10 protein-coding genes are annotated in these 15,344 nt (G+C 75.7%); 9 read left to right on the top strand and 1 reads right to left on the bottom strand.

Translation table 11 applies throughout. The features are described from left to right. Positions 1-16: 16 nt before the first annotated feature. From FZ103_RS22150 to FZ103_RS22125, 6 genes are all read left to right on the top strand, one after another. Positions 17-1,807 carry a hypothetical protein gene (locus FZ103_RS22150; RefSeq protein WP_156003724.1) on the top strand — a complete coding sequence of 597 codons (1,791 nt, stop codon included), beginning with the start codon at positions 17-19 and terminating at the stop codon, positions 1,805-1,807. Beyond that, entirely contained in the window at positions 1,804-2,688 is an 885-nt protein-coding gene (locus tag FZ103_RS22145; protein WP_156003723.1) for a hypothetical protein, read from the top strand. Before FZ103_RS22150 ends, FZ103_RS22145 begins: the two co-directional genes overlap by 4 nt. Then, positions 2,685-4,547: a hypothetical protein gene (locus FZ103_RS22140; protein WP_156003722.1), complete on the top strand. Its 1,863-nt coding sequence runs from the start codon at positions 2,685-2,687 to the stop codon at positions 4,545-4,547. The genes FZ103_RS22145 and FZ103_RS22140 overlap by 4 nt, the downstream gene beginning before the upstream one ends. Positions 4,548-4,653: 106 nt before the next feature. Next, positions 4,654-6,402, top strand: coding sequence for an RAMP superfamily CRISPR-associated protein (locus FZ103_RS22135; RefSeq protein WP_343233652.1), 1,749 nt, complete (start codon positions 4,654-4,656; stop codon positions 6,400-6,402). Between the two features lie 401 nt (positions 6,403-6,803). Then, complete coding sequence (locus FZ103_RS22130) at positions 6,804-7,577, top strand: hypothetical protein (RefSeq protein ID WP_156003721.1); 774 nt, start codon at positions 6,804-6,806, stop codon at positions 7,575-7,577. 9 nt (positions 7,578-7,586) lie between these two features. After that, positions 7,587-10,067 (top strand): TIGR03986 family CRISPR-associated RAMP protein, encoded by a 2,481-nt coding sequence (locus FZ103_RS22125; protein ID WP_343233651.1) that lies wholly within the window; start codon positions 7,587-7,589, stop codon positions 10,065-10,067. 223 nt (positions 10,068-10,290) lie between these two features. Here FZ103_RS22125 and FZ103_RS22120 read toward each other — a convergent pair whose 3' ends face one another. Continuing rightward, entirely contained in the window at positions 10,291-11,631 is a 1,341-nt protein-coding gene (locus tag FZ103_RS22120) for a Gfo/Idh/MocA family oxidoreductase (protein ID WP_343233650.1), read from the bottom strand. Positions 11,632-12,194: 563 nt separating this feature from the next. Between FZ103_RS22120 and FZ103_RS22115 the strand changes: the two genes are divergently transcribed. From FZ103_RS22115 to FZ103_RS22105, 3 genes are read left to right on the top strand one after another with little or no spacing between them, the layout of a single operon-like run. After that, positions 12,195-13,157 (top strand): carbohydrate ABC transporter permease, encoded by a 963-nt coding sequence (locus FZ103_RS22115; protein WP_156003720.1) that lies wholly within the window; start codon positions 12,195-12,197, stop codon positions 13,155-13,157. Continuing rightward, positions 13,147-14,016: a carbohydrate ABC transporter permease gene (locus tag FZ103_RS22110; protein ID WP_156003719.1), complete on the top strand. Its 870-nt coding sequence runs from the start codon at positions 13,147-13,149 to the stop codon at positions 14,014-14,016. The genes FZ103_RS22115 and FZ103_RS22110 overlap by 11 nt, the downstream gene beginning before the upstream one ends. A gap of 19 nt (positions 14,017-14,035) precedes the next feature. Further along, positions 14,036-15,319, top strand: a complete 1,284-nt coding sequence (locus FZ103_RS22105) for an ABC transporter substrate-binding protein (RefSeq protein ID WP_156003718.1) — start codon at positions 14,036-14,038, stop codon at positions 15,317-15,319. Positions 15,320-15,344 lie beyond the last annotated feature (25 nt).

Below are 15,344 nucleotides of genomic sequence, written 5' to 3'. Positions count from 1 at the left end.
GCCGGGAGGCGATCCGATGAGCGCCGCCGACCCCGCCGCCGCGCCCCGGGCCGCACCCCCGCCGCCGGGCGATGCGCCCCGGCCACCGCACGGGGTCCTCGTCGGCGTCGACCTCGCCGGCATCCAGCGGTTCATCTACGAGGGCCGCCGGCTGCTCGACGCCATCGGCCGCGCCACGCTCGTCGCCGATCTCACCGACACCTCTGGCCCCCACGTCGCCCCGCTGCTGGCCGAGGTGCCCGAGGAGCACCGCGCGGTGCTGCGCGACGCCGGCGGCGCCCTCTACATCGCCTTCACCCGCCCCGGCCGGGCCGCAGCCGACGCCCGCGCCTTCACCGGCCGCTACACCCGCCGGCTCCGCGACATCTCCGACCGGCTCACCCCCGTCACGGCGCACGTGCCCTACGGCGGTCCCGGACGGCCCGCCGACCAGGCCGAGGCGCTGCGGCTGCTGCCCTCCGCGCTGCAGGGCGCCCGCGCCCGCCCGGCCCCCGGCCACCTGCCCGCCCAAGGACTCGGCGTCACCGCCGCATGCGACGTCACCGGCCGCCCCGCCGAGCTGCTGGACCACACCCGCGACCGCGGCCCCGTCCGCGAACGCACGGCCCGCGACATCGTCACCGCCCGCATGCGGGCCCGGCAGTGGCACGACGCCAACAGCCGCACCTGGCTGCGCGGCATCGCGCCGCCCGCCGGGGCCCAGCGCCTGGAACTGCCCACCGACGTCGACCACCTCGGCCGCGAGATCGGCGACGTCAGCCGCCTGGCGGTCGTCCATCTGGACTTCAACGGCCTCGGCGACCTGCTCAAGGCCCACCACCGCCGCGTCCAGGAGTCCGGCGCCGACGTGGCGGCGAGCATGCGCGCCGTCTCCGCCGACATCGCCCGCCTGACCGAGGGCCTGGCCCAGGCGCTGATCCGCGCCGTCGCCGCGGCCATCGGCACCGACCCCGGCACCGGCGAACCCGCCATCGACGGGCACGGTGCCGGCGGGCGCCTGCGCCCGCGCGCCGCGCGCGGCACCGTCTACGTCCCGGTGCGCCCCGTCGTGGTGGCCGGCGACGACCTCACCGTCATCTGCGACGCCCGGCTGGCCTGGAGCGCCACCCGCTTCGTGCTGGACTGGCTCGACGCCGACCCCGCCGCCCTCGATGCGCGCGACCCGCGCGCGGCCATGGCCCGCCGCGCCGCAACGCCGCCGTGGACCCGCAGGCTGGTCGGCACCGGCCGCACCACCGGCGTGCCCTCGGCCGGAGTGGGGATCGCCGTGCAGCCCGTGGGCGCGCCGCTGTCGGTGGGCTACGACATCTGCGCGGCGCTGTGCGAGGAGGCCAAGGAGTACCGCAAGCGGGACGCCCACCGCCTCGACGACCACGTCGTGGCCTGGTCGCACGACTTCGACGACCCCGCCCGGGTGGTCGCGCGGCTGCGCGAGGACCGGCGCGCGCCCGCGCCCGGCGAGCCAGGGCGCACGGCACTGCCCATGACCGGAGCCGAGTTCCACGCGTTCCTGCGCGACTACCTCGACCCCCGCGCCCCGGCCGGCCTGCGCGGAGCGGGACTCAGCGAGCAGCGGTCCTGGCTGCTGTCGCGCCTGGCGCCGCTGCTGCAGGACGGCCGGGACCCCGCGGCCGAACTGGAGCGCCGCAGCGACCTCGGCATGCCCGTGAAACTGCCCGAGCCCTTCGCCCGCGACCTCCTGCTGGACGCGCTGGGACTGCTGGACCTGCATCTGGACGTCCCGCTGGCCCACCACCCGCCCGCCGACCCGCCCTCCCGGACGGAGGAAGGGGGCCGCCGACAGTGAACGCCGAACCGCAGCACCGCCGGAGGCGCCCGGCGCCCTCCGGCGCCGACGCAGCGGCCCGCCGTGCCGCACCCGCCCGATCCCATCGGGGCGGCCCGCCGCCGCAGGAGCGCGCGCCCGCGTCCGCATCCGGCACACCCCGGGCCGCCGCGGCCGAGACGGCCGGGGGTCCCGCCGACGCCGGCGTCCCGGAGTTCCTCCTCGTCGACCTCGTGGCGCCGGCCATCTTCGCCGGCGCCAGCGCCGCGGGCACCGCCGCCGACTCCGACGTGGTCACCGACGCCCACGGGCTGCCCTACCTGCCCCGCCAGCGCATCGCCGCCCGGCTGCGCGACGCCGCCGTCACCGCCGTGCGCGCCGAGCCCGCGCTGCTTCCGGCCGCCCAGGCCCTGTTCGGCGCCTCGCGCCGGCACGGCCCCGGACGCATCCTGCGCATCGGCCACGCCACCCCGCCCGAGTCCGTGCGCGCCGCGGTGGCCTGGGCCCTGGAGCAGCGCGGCGCCGGCGAGACCGGGGGAGCGGCCACCACCCTCGTGCGCGCCGTCACCGACGCCTTCACCTCCGTGGAGAGCGGCGTGGCGATCGACGGCGCCGGCGCGCCCGCCGACGCGCGGCTGCGCACGGTCCGCGTCATCGACCCGGGGCTGCGCCTGACCGCGGCGCTGCGCTGGACCCGCGCCCCCGAACCCGAGGAGGTGCGCTGCCTGGCCCGGGCCGCACTCGCCTTCACCCAGGCCGGGCTCAAGGCCGGGCGCGGGCGCGGCAGGGTCGACGTCCGCCTCACCCGGACCCGCGACGCCGACGCCGACTCGGCGCACATCCGCACGCTGGCCTGGGCGGGCATCGACACCGAGGGGACTGTCCGAGAAACAGGGGTGTGACGATCGCCGACCCCCACCACGACGGCCGCACCGGTGGCGCGGGCGGAGTCGTCCACGCCTACCTGGGGCTGCGCTATGTGCTCACCGAGTCGCTCGTCGTGCGCTCCGACTACGACCCGCTGCGCATCACCACCGCGCACGCCGTCACCGGGCGGGCGCAGCGCGGCATGCTCGCCGCGGCGCTGCGCCAGGCCGGCCGCGAGGACCTGATCGAACCCTGGATCGCACGCGGCCGCGCCATCCGCTTCGCGCCGGCGTTCCCGCTGCTGGAGGACGACTCCGGCAGCGCCCAGACCGTCCCCGCGCCGCGCTGCTGGCACGTGCGCACCCCCGGCGGCGACCTCGCCGACCTGCTGGCCGCACCCGCCTCCCACACCAGCGCCTACCGCACGCTCACCGGCCACGTCACCCCCGACCTCACCCGCCGCGCCGCACCCCTGACCCGCACCGAGCAGTACCTGGGCGTGGCGCGCCGCGACGCCGGCCGGCACGGCGCCCCCTACTTCACCACCAGCCTCGAACCCGGCCAGGTGTTCGAGGCCCGCTGGCAGCTGACCGCAGACGGCCACGCCGGCGCCGAGGACCTCGCCGAGCGGATCTGGGAGGTCCTGGCCGCCGCCGACGGCCTGCTGTCCCTGGGCTCGGGCGGCAGCCGCGCCCACGGCGGCGGCCTCCGCGCCACCCGCGCCGGCGGCCCCGCCGGCATCCTCGCCGACCGCGTCGACGCCGGGCGCCGCACCTGGCGGCGCGGCGAGGAGCGCGATCTGCTGCTGCTCGCCCCCGCCCACATCGACGACGACCTCGGCCGGCCCAGCCCGGCCGCCCTGCCCCGCGCCGCCGCGCGGGCCGCCGCCGAGGCCCTGGGCGCCGGATCCGCCGAGGTCGTGGGCACCTATCTGCACCAGGAGGCGGTGGGCGCCTACCACCGGATGTACCGGGGGCCGATGGCCGAGCAGTGGGCCGCGGCGCCGGGATCGGTCGTGCGGCTGTGTGCGGCGCGCGACATCGCGGTGGAGGAGGTGCGGGCGCTGGAGGCCCGCCCGCTGGGCCGGCGCGCCGCCGACGGCAACGGCGCGGCCGCCCTGATCCCGATCCCCGCACCCGGCGGCGCCCCCGCCGAGCAGCCGCCGCTGGCCCACACCCGCGTCGCCCGCCCCGACTCCGCGCGCCGCTTCGCGCTTGAGCGGCCGGCGCCGGAGGCGGCGCCCGAGCGCGCGATCCGGCCGGTGACCCTCGCCGACGGATCGCCGGCCTGGGTCGACCCCGACTGGGTCAGCGCCGAGACCTGCGCGCCGCCCGCCCGATCCCCGGTCGCCCGCCTGCAAGACGTCCTGCTGAGCCGGGCCGCGGCCGAACCGGTCCGCAGCCGCGCCCGCGACCTCGCGCGCCGTTCGGCCCGGCTGCCGTCCGCGCCCCTGCTCGGTCGGCTGCGCGAGGTCGCCTCGGCGCCCGCGCCCGAGGCCGCGACCGCACTGGCGCGGCTGGCCGGCGTGGTCGCCGGCGACTCCCGCCGCGCCGCCCCGCACCCCCCGCTGCAGGCGGCCGCCCGCGCCGAGCTGGCGGCGGCCTGTGTGCCGCACGGCACCGGCGAGCTCGCCCTGCCCGAGTGGCTCGACAGCGCCGCCCGCACGCCGCGGGCCTGGTGGGAGCACGCCGCCCCCGATCCCGACACGCTCGCCCGGGCGCTGGCGCCGGTCGACCTCGCCTGGCGGCGCGGCGAGGGGAGCACCGCGGCGGCCGCGGCCTGGGCCGAGCGCCCCGACGTCGTGGCGCGGCTGTCGCTGCAGCTCATCACCACGTGGCTGGCGGCGGCCGCGTGGTCGGGGCGCGACACCGCGCAGCGGGAGGGAGCCCGATGACGCCTTCCCCACGTCCCGCGCCCCCGTCCCGGCCCGGCCGGGGCGGCGATCCGGCCGGCGAGCACTCGGCGGAGCGGTCGGCCGGCGGACGCCGAGGCGGGCGGCCGTGACCGGGCCGCACACTCCGGGCGGCGGCGAGCCCCGCGAGGACGCCGACCGGGCGGACCTGTTCGACTTCGCCGCGGGCGCGACCGGCGGCCCGTCGGCGCTGTGGGAGCTGACCGCCCGGATACGCCTGCACAGCGACACCCATATCGGGTCCGCGGACGACGCCGTCCGCACCGCCGCCGACATCGCCCCGCTGGACCGCGACCCCGGCACCGGCCGCCCCCGCCTGCGCGCCACCACCCAGGCCGGACTGCTGCGCCACCACCTGGCGGAGCGCATCGGCGCCGAGCACGCCGAGGCCGTGGCCGAACTCTTCGGCGAGGCGGCCGCGCGCAGCGCCGAGACCGGTACCGGGGCCTCTGTGCCCAGCGCGCTCGACATCGACGACGCCTTCGCCGAACTCCCGCCCGAGGCCGGGATCGCCGTGCGCGCGGGCAACCGCGTCGACCCCGGCAGCGGCGCCGCCGCCTCCGGCGCCACCTGGCGGATGGAGACCCTGCCCGCCGGCACGGTGTTCACCCTCACGCTGCGGCTGCACGCGGACGCGGGCCGCAGCGAGGGGCGGCTGCTCGCCCTGGCGGCGCTGGCGGCCGACGGGCTGGCCGGAACCGGCGACGGCCCCGGCGTGTCCATCGGGGCGCGCACCGCCCGCGGGTACGGCGCGGCCGCCTGCGAGGGCTGGCACGTCCGCCGCCACGACCTGGCCACGCCGCAGGGATGGGCCGACTGGTACGCCCTGACCTGGGCGCAGCGGCGGGAGCGCGCCCACCGGGCACTCGCCGAACAGCTCCACGCCGCATCCGGCGGCGACGCGGCCGGCCTGTCCGCGCGAATCCGCGCGCGACTCGACGGCGACCCGGCGCTGGCCGCCGTCGGCGAGGACTACGCCGGCACCCTCGCCGCCTACGGCACCGACCACCGCCGCCGCGACGAGCTGGCCCTGACCCTGCGGCTCGCCGAGCGCCCCACCGAATCCCTCCTGGCGCCCGCCTCCGCCCAGGCCCACGAGCCCCGGCCGGGCCTGCTCATGGTCGGCGAGGCGCCCGGCCTGGCGTCGCTGGGCGAGGTCGACCGCGCCCACCTGCGCCGTCCCGCCGTCGGCGGCAACGGCGCCGTCCACTGGCGCCCCGCCCTGGGCGACACCGCGCTCTTCGCCCTGTTCAAGCGGATGAGCCGGCGCCTGGTACGCGACATCTCCGGCGAGTCCGCCGCCGCCGAATGGCCCCCCGACAGCCCCGCACGGCGGCTGCACGCCCGCTGGTGGGGCGAGGACGCCGACTCCCAGGGCACCAGCCGGGCCTCGGCCGTCCGGCTGCGGCGCGCCGCCGAACTCAGCGGCGGAACCCCCCAGCGCACCACCCGGGTCACCATCGACGCGCTCTTCGGCGACAGCGTCGACGCCAGCCTGCTCACCGACGACGTGCACGCCGGAGGCCGGGCCGACGTCGTGCTGGACGTGCCCGACCCCGACGACGCGGTGCGCGGACTGCTGGCCCTGCTCGTCCGCGAGCTGCACACGGTTCCGATGGACGCCGTGGGCGGCGGCACGGGCGCCGGCCACGGCCGCATCACCGTCACCCGCGCGGTCCTCACCCCCCGCGGACCCGGCCGGGCCCCGGATCCGGTCGACCTGGTCGCGGCCGTCGACGACCCCGCCGGACCCGACCGGGCGGCCGCCCAGCGCTGGCTCGCGGCACTGCACGCGCTCCTGGCGCCCGGACCGGAGCGGCCGGAGGCCGGACCGTGAACCCGCGCCGCGTCCGCCTCCGGGATGCGGCAGGCCGCCCCGCGCTCGCGCCCGGACGGGCCGCGAGGGCGGGCGGCCGGTGGGGCGGTGACGGCCGCCCGCGCCGCGGATCGGGCGGTGCGGCGGCGGTGATCGAGCCCCGCGTCCCAAGCGGCAGCGGCCGGGGCGTGAACCCGCGGGGCCGCGTGGGCGTCCTGGACGGGGCGCGGCCGCGCACGGTGAGGGCGGCAGGCCCCGCCCGGCGCCTTCGGGTGCCGCCGCTTCCCGCGGCACCGTCCAAGGCATCCACCACCGACACCTCCGCCTGCTCCAACGCAGCGACGGCTACGGCTACACCACCAGGAAGGAGGGAGCGGCTTTCTCCCCGGCCTGAAGGCCGGGGTATCCGCCGCAGAACCCCGATGACCACGCCGCCCACGACCCCCGACGGCGCGGCCTGGGCGCCGCCCGAGCCGTGCGGGGCCCTCACCGTCGCCCTCGGGGCCGACGCGGCGGCCGCCGTCCTCGCCGACCTCTTCGGGCACGGGCGGCGCAGCGCCGCGCTGGAGGCCCGCGCCCCCGGCGAACCGCAGTGGCTGCTGGCCGAACTCGGCGACGGGCGCATCACCGGCGCCTGCCCCGGCGGTGCCTGGCGGCTCTCCTGCGACGACCCCTGGACCGCCCGCCTGTCGGCTCCGCCCCTCGACCCCGGCGGCTCCGACGCCTGGCGGCTGCTGGGCGCGGCCGTGTTCTCCCCCTCGGCCCAGATCCACATCGGCGAGGGCGCCGAAGCCGCATGGGCCACCCGCGACAGCGACGACGCCGACACCCTGCCGCCGTGGCTGCGGCCGCGCGACCGCTCGTTCCTGCTCACCGGCTGGCGCGCCGGCCCGCGCGCCAGCCGCGACCTCGGCGGCGAAATCCCGTTCAGCATCGGCCGCGAGCTGTCGGGAGCCACCGCCTGCCACCCCGTGCGCTGGCAGGACTTCGGCATCGCGGCCGGCGCGGAGGCGCCGGGCGCCGCGGCACCGGTGCCCACCGCCGTCGGCACCTGGCTGAGTGTCCGAGAGTACTGGGCGGAGGATTCCCGAACAGGGGCCGTCGGGGTGGCCTTCCATCGGTTGACCGGATACCACGCGGGGGCCAAACCGACACCGCCGGTCGGCCTGGACGCCGCCGACGATGCGCGACGCTAGGAGGGCACCGTGAGCGACGATCGCCATTCCGGCGTCCCCCGGCCCACGCCGGCCGCCATGCCGCGCCGCCGCGCCTCCGCCGCCGCGCGCCGGCCCGCACCGCTGCCCCCCGGCGGTCGCGCCAGGCGCCGCGACGAGCGCGGCGGCGCTTCTCCTCACCCGCAACCGCCCGACCCGCTGCGCGACCACCAGGCGGTCGCGCCCTACGGCCTGGTGCCGCTGCCCGAGCGCCCGATGCCCGCCGAACGCCTCCAAGAGCCGGTGCTGCGCGAGGGCACCCCTCAGCAGCGCCTGCTGGCCGCCCACGACCAGCGCGTCCCCGGCACGCACACCGGCTGGATCGACATCACCGTGCGCACCCTCACCCCCGCCTTCGTCGGCGCCACCCGCGACGGCGGCGTCGAGCACTCGCTGACCATCGACGGCCGGCCGGCCCTGCCCGGCGCCTCCCTGCGCGGGCTGCTGCGCAACACGGTGCGGGTGCTCACCGGCGGCGAGACCGGCCCGGTCAACACCCCCCAGCTGTTCTTCCGGGCGCCCGCGGCCTCCCACAGCGACCGGCGCGCGCGCCATGTCATGCGCCGCCTGCACAAGCAGTACCGAGCCCGCGGCGGCACCCCCTCCAACCCGCCGGGCACCCCCGTGCAGGCGGGGTTCCTGCGCCGCGACCGCCGAAGCGGCTCCTGGGAGATCCGCCCGCTGCCCGTCGAGCGCCCGCTGCAGGTCCGCCTGGCCGACCTGCGCGAGGACCTGCGGCGCTTCCCGGATCTGCCCGAGTTCGAACCGCCCCCGCACGAGGCCGCGGACGGCGACGGCCCCGGCGGCTACGTGCCCGCCGAGTTCCACCGCGAGTTCCAGTACCTGCCCGTGGTCGCCCTGTGCCCCGATGTGCACGGGCGCACCGTCGGCGAGACCCGGTTCTGGGCGATGTCGGTGCTGCCTTCGGGAGAGGAGCCCGGATTCGGGCAACGCGAGGCCGCGCGCGACCGGCTGCGCGAGCGGTGGAGCCAGAAGCGCGGCGGCGCCGAGCAGACGATGCGGCGCGCGTCCGGCGACCGCTCCCGCTCCGCGGCACGGGGCCGGCGCAACGACTACGACAGGGCGCTCAAGCGCGTCGACGACGTCGCCTTCCGCGCCTACGAATGCGTTCTGGTGCTGACCGGCGTCGCCGGGGAGCGCAAGAACGCCTACCTCTTCCCCGTCGCGCCCGACTCCGAGCGCAGCCTGCCGGTGCCCGCCCACCTGGTCGCCCTCGTGGAGTCGGCCGACCAGATCACCCGGTTCCAGGCGAGGAACTTCCCCGGCGACCTGCCCGGCGCGTCCTCCGGCGCGGCCGCGTCCGAACCGCCGGAGACCGGTCGGGGCGGCCCGTTCCGCGCCCGCGATGGCGGCCTGGCCAGGGCCGGCGGCGAACCCGTCTGGTACCAGGAGCACGAGGGGCGCATCGTCTCCTTCGGGCGCTCGGGCGGCTACCGCGTCGCCGTCGGCGAGTTCGACCCCGTCAGCCGCGCGGTCCCCGAGGAGGTGCACACCCGCGGCCGCGTGCGCGCCGAGGGCACCGGCCGCACTCCCGACGTGCCGCGGGCCCTGTTCGGCGACGTCGACCTGCTGCCCCCCGGCCAGGGCTGCGGACCGGCCGCGCGCGGCCGGGTCTCGGTGGGTTCGGCGGTGTGCGACACGACCGAGGGCGCCTGGCTGGATCACCCGCTGCGGGTCGAACTGCTCTCACCCCAGCGCAGCTGCTTCGCCAACTACCTCCTGCAGCCCGTCTCGGAGTCCACCTGGGGCCAGGCGCCCGACCTGGTGACCTGGTCGCACGAGGGCGACGTCCGGCTGGGCGGTTACAAGGTCTACCTCCACCGCCACGATCCCCTGCCGGCCTCCGCCCGGCGCTACGCCGAACTGCACCCCGACCGCATCCCCGAGGGCCCCACCACCCGCGACGTCCTGCCCATGCGCGCCGGGCTGGCCTTCCACGGGCGCATCACCTTCGCCAACCTCACCGACGCCGAGGTGGGAGCCTTGCTGCGGGCGCTGCACCTGGGCAACCCGGCCGGCGGCGGCGAGTCGGCCGACCCGTTGTACGCGCACAAGATCGGCCTGGGCAAGGCGCTGGGATTCGGCAGCGTGCACATCGCCCCCGCCCTCTATCTGATCGACCCGGCCGAGCGCTCCGCCTCACTCGATCCCGGCGCCGGAGTCGCCTGCGTAGGCGACGAGGGCATGCAGAAGCTCCTCGACGCCTTCGGCGATGCCCTGCTGACCTGGGAGCGCGAGCAGAGCAGGCGGGTCGGCGATCCCCCGCCCGACGACTGGACCGAGGTCCGCCGCGTCGAGGCGCTGCTGCTGGCCGCCCAGTGGCGCCACCGCCTGCCCGAGAGCTGGACCCGCGTCATGGATCTCGACGAGTTCGGCGTCTACCCCGTCCTGCCCGACCTGCAGACGCGGTTCGCCGCCTACGCCCGGGCCGTCGACCCCGGCGCCGGCTGACCCCCCTGACCGGCGGCGCCCTGACCCCGCGCCGCCACCCCGGTCGCCGCGGTGACCGCCCGCCGAGGGCATAGCACCGCGACCACCCGGCAGCGACTGCGACGAGCAGAGCCGCCGCCGAAGGCGCCGCCGCCCGCTGAGGGCATGGAGGCCGCCGGCCTCCGAGCCGGCGGCCCGGCACCCGGCCCCCGCGCGGGGAGCCGCCCCGGGTGCCGGGCCGCCTTCAGGAGCCCTTGAGCAGCGCCGCGACGTCCACGGGCCGACCGGTGCGGATCGACTCGTTGGCCGCCAGCCCGGTCAGCAGCGCGTTGGTGCCGTCGGTGTGTGTGGGCCGCGGCTGCACGCCGGAGGCGCCGAAGAGGGTGTCGAGCATGCGCACGTCGCCGCCGCCGTGGGAACCCTCGCCCACCGCGACGTCGATCTCCTCGGGTTCGCGCCAGTGCCGGCGCAGCACCAGCCTGGAGGAGGTGTCCTCCTTGGGCGCGGGCATCCCGCGCACCGGAGCGTCCTCGGTGCGCCCGATCGCGGTGTGCGGGCTTTCGGTGACGTCCAGCTCCAGGCGCCCGCCGCTGCCGGTGAGGGCCACGCGGTAGCCCTCCCAGGGGGAGTAGGCGACGAGGTGGTAGCTGAGCTTGGCGCCGGAGGCGTAGCGCACCAGCACCGACATGTCGTCCTCGATGGTGATGCCCGCGCCGAAGACGTTGCGGTCGCGCCGGTAGCCGTCCTCGTGCTCGGCGTCCAGGTACAGCCGCCGCATCGCCTCGCTGTCGGCCATGTGCAGCGCGAAGGGGTCCGCCTCGGCGTCCGGGGCCCCGTGCGCGCGCTCGTAGCCGGCGGCCAGTCCGCGCCTGCGGCCGTTGTCCTCGCCGTAGAAGAACAGGTCGCCCCAGGCGAACACCTCGGCGGGAGCGCTGTCGATCCACCAGTTGACCAGGTCGAAGTGGTGGCTGGCCTTGTGGACCAGCAGGCCGCCGGAGTTGTCCTTGTCGCGGTGCCAGCGGCGGAAGTAGTCGGCGCCGTGGCGCAGGTCCAGCAGCCACTCGAAGTGCACCGAGCCGATCTCGCCGATGGCGCCCTCGGCGACCAGTTCGCGCAGCCGGGCGTGCACGGGGTTGAACCGGTAGTTGAAGGCGACGTTGACCCGGCCGCCGGTGCGGCGCTGGGTCTCGACGATGCGGCGGCAGCCCTCGATGTCGGCGGTCATGGGCTTCTCGGTGACCACGTCGCAGCCGGCCTCCAGGGCGGCGCAGATGTAGTCGGCGTGGGTCCGGTCCACCGTGCACACCACGACCTCCTGCACGCGCTCCTTGCGGAGCATGGCGGCGAAGTCGCCGGCGGCGTAGGCGGGCACCTCCTCGCGGCCGTGCTCGCGCACGACGGCGTTGTGCGCGGCCATGCGGGTGCGGTTGGTATCGCACAGCGCGACCAGCCGGGCGGTGTCGGCGTGGGTCGAGACGAGGGCCTCGGTGTACATCCGCGCCCGCGATCCGGTGCCGACGATGGCGAAGCGGCGCTGCTGGGAGGCTGGTGCGGGCCGGTGGGGGCCCGTGGTGGGGTCGCTCACGGAACTACGGTAAACGCTTTCCGGAGCGGGGTCCAGCGGGGGTGCTCCACGGGGGCGCCCATCGGGGTCGCGCAGGGCGAAACCGCCGGTCGGCGCGGCGACGGCCCGCGCCGCAGGGTGCCCCGGCACGGTTCGCGGCCGGGGCCGGGCCCGGACGAAGCGATCCGGCAACGATCGGGACACGGTGCGGTACCGGTCCGGTGGTCTTCGTGAAGCGGGCCACACGGATCGCCGGCCGCATCGGGGAGGTGTAGGTCCTGCTCAGTACAATTTTCCGGAACTTTCCGGTAGCTTTCCGGCCTTCCGGGGGCCCGGGGAGTCATTGACGCCGCACTTCAGGGGTGTTAAAAACCGTTCATCCGCATTCTGGATAGCGCTTACCAACACGCCGCGCCCGGAGCGACCCGGCGGGGCGCCCACGGCGGCGCCTGCGATCGCTCGCTCCGCACATCTGCTTCCCGGGCTGAATTGAGGACGGTGGAGCCCATGCACACTCGACGAACGGCCGCCCCGGGCGCCCGCCGCCGGTGCCGTGCCGGTATCCGTGGGGATGAGCCCGCGTGATGGGCGCGACCCGCGAGCGCACGGTCTCCGCACAGGAGGCGGGCTCGGCGGCCGACTCCCCGCGGCGCCGACCGCGGCGCGGCGGCCGGCGCAGCCGCGAGGGCCTGGCCGCCTACCTCTTCCTGACCCCGTGGTTCGCCGGGCTGCTGTTCATCACCATCGGCCCGATCCTGGCCTCGCTGTACTTCTCCTTCACCGACTACACCCTCATCGGCGACCCGCAGTGGGTGGGCCTGGACAACTACGCGAAGATGCTCACCGACGAGCGGCTGCACTCCTCGCTCGGCGTCACCTTCGTCTACGTCTTCGTCTCGGTGCCGCTGCAGCTGGCCATGGCGCTGGCCCTGGCCATGGTGCTGGACCGGGGCGTGCGCGGGCTGCCCATCTACCGGTCGGTGTACTACCTGCCCTCGCTGCTGGGCAGCAGCGTCGCCATCGCCATCCTGTGGCGCCGCGTCTTCGGCGCCGACGGCCTGATCAACCAGGTGCTCGCCTTCTTCGGCGTGGACGGCGTGGGCTGGGTCTCCCACCCCGACTACGCGCTGGGCACGCTGATCGTGCTCAACGTGTGGACCTTCGGTGCGCCCATGGTGATCTTCCTGGCCGGGCTGCGCCAGATCCCGCGGATGTACTACGAGGCCGCCGCCGTGGACGGGGCCGGCCGGATGCGCCAGTTCTTCTCGGTGACCGTCCCCCTGCTCACGCCGATCATCTTCTTCAACCTCGTGCTGCAGATGATCAACGCGTTCCAGACCTTCACCCAGGCCTTCGTCGTCAGCGGGGGAACGGGGGGACCCTCCGACTCGACCCTGTTCTACACGCTGTACCTCTACCAGACCGGCTTCGGCTCCTTCGAGATGGGCTACGCCTCGGCCATGGCCTGGCTGCTGCTGGTGATCATCGCCGGATTCACCGCCGTGAACTTCCTCGCCTCCAAGTACTGGGTCTTCTATGGTGACTAAGACGTCCGCCGCCGGTGCGGCCGACACCGCGCGCGACCACCGCCGGCGCCTCCTCATCCACGTGGGGCTGATCGGCTTCGGCCTGATCATGCTCTACCCGCTGCTGTGGATGGTCTCCAGCTCCTTCAAGCCGACCGCGGAGATCTTCAGCGACCCCGGGCTGATCCCCGAGGAGTTCGTCCCGGAGAACTACACCGAGGGCTGGACGGCGCTGCAGCACCCCTTCCACCACTACATCTGGAACTCGCTGATCGTGGTGGCCGGCTCGATCATCGGCAACCTGCTGGCCTGCTCGATGGCCGCCTACGCCTTCGCGCGGCTGGAGTTCAAGGGCAAGCGGCTGTTCTTCTCGATCATGCTGATGACGATCATGCTGCCCGTCCACGTGGTGATCGTCCCGCAGTACATCCTGTTCGCGAACCTGGACTGGATCAACACGTTCTACCCCCTGATCGTGCCCAAGCTGCTGGCCACCGACGCGTTCTTCATCTTCCTGATGGTGCAGTTCATCCGCGGACTGCCCCGCGACCTGGACGAGGCCGCCCGCATCGACGGCTGCGGGCACGTGCGCATCTTCCTGCGCATCGTGCTGCCGCTGTCGATGCCCGCGCTGGCCACCACCGCCATCTTCACCTTCATCTGGACCTGGAACGACTTCTTCAGCCAGCTGATCTTCCTGACCGACCCCGAGATGTACACCGTCCCCATCGCGTTGCGGACGTTCGTGGACTCCCAGAGCCAGACCTCCTGGGGCCCCCTCTTCGCGATGTCGGCGATCGCGCTCGGCCCGATCTTCGGATTCTTCCTCGCCGGGCAGCGCTACCTGGTGCGCGGCATCGCCACCACGGGAATCAAGTGATTCGAAAGGAACCCCGACCATGCGACTAGGGCTCAAACCGGCGGCGGGGGTCGCCGCTCTGGCGTTGGCCGCCACCGCCTGCGGGGGAGGCGGGTCCGGCGACGAGACCGTCGAACTGCGCTTCTCCTGGTGGGGCGCCGACGACCGCCACGAGACCACCCAGCAGGTGATCAAGCGGTTCGAGAAGGCCCATCCCAACATCGACGTCACCGGCGAGTACACCGACTGGGCGAGCTACTGGGACCGGCTGGCCACCAACACCGCCGCCAACGACGCCCCCGACGTCATCACCATGGAGGAGCGCTACCTGCGCGAGTACGCCGACCGCGGGGCCCTGCTGGACCTGGGCGAGGTCGGCGACCAGCTCGACACCTCCAAGCTCGACAAGCTGGTCATGGGAGGCGGCAAGCTGGACGGCAGCCTCTATGCCGTGCCCACGGGCGTCAACGCCTTCACCATCATGGCCGACCCGCAGGCCTTCGAGGAGGCCGGCGTCGAGATGCCCGACGACGCGACCTGGACCTGGGAGGACTGGGTCGACACCGCCGTGGAGATCAACGAGAAGTCCGACGGCGAGATCATCGGCACCCAGGACATCGCCTTCAACGAGCAGAGCTTCCAGATCTACGCCCGCCAGCGCGAGCAGGCCCTCTACGACAAGAGCGGCGCGCTGAACTTCCAGCCGGAGACCATGACCGGCTACTGGGAGCACATGGTGCGCCTGCACGAGGAGGGCGGCGCGCCCAGCGCCGCCAAGAGCGTGGAACTGGAGGCGGGCGGCCCCGACCAGTCGGTGCTGGCGACCAACTCCGGGGCGATGGCCGCGTTCTGGACCAACCAGCTCGGCACAATGGAGGAGACCTCCGGGCGCGACCTGGAACTGCTGCGCTTCCCCGGTGAGAGCGACAGCGCCCAGGCCGGCACGTTCTTCAAGCCCGCGATGCACTACGCCATCTCCGCCGGGACCGAGCACCCCGAGGAGGCCGCGATGTTCGTGGACTTCCTGCTCAACGACAAGAGGGCGGCCGAGCTGATCCTCGCCGACCGCGGGCTGCCCGCCAACACCGAGCTTCGCGAGCAGCTGGCCGGCGAGTTCCCCGAGGCCGACCAGGAGAGCGCCGAGTTCCTCAAGGAGATCGAGCCCGACGTGGCCGGTGCGGTCCCGCCGCCGCCGATCGGCGCCGGCGACGTCGTCGACATCACCATGCGGGTCAACGAGGACCTGCTGTTCGGCGACATCACCCCCGAGCAGGCGACCGAGCAGTGGAGGTCGGAGGTCCAGGACGCCACCGGAGGCGAGTGACCCGCGCTCGCCGCGCCGGCCGGCG

It is taken from the genome of Streptomonospora sp. PA3 (genome assembly GCF_009728995.1).
Taxonomy (GTDB): Bacteria; Actinomycetota; Actinomycetes; order Streptosporangiales; family Streptosporangiaceae; genus Streptomonospora.
This window is presented reverse-complemented; position numbering and strand designations above follow the sequence as displayed.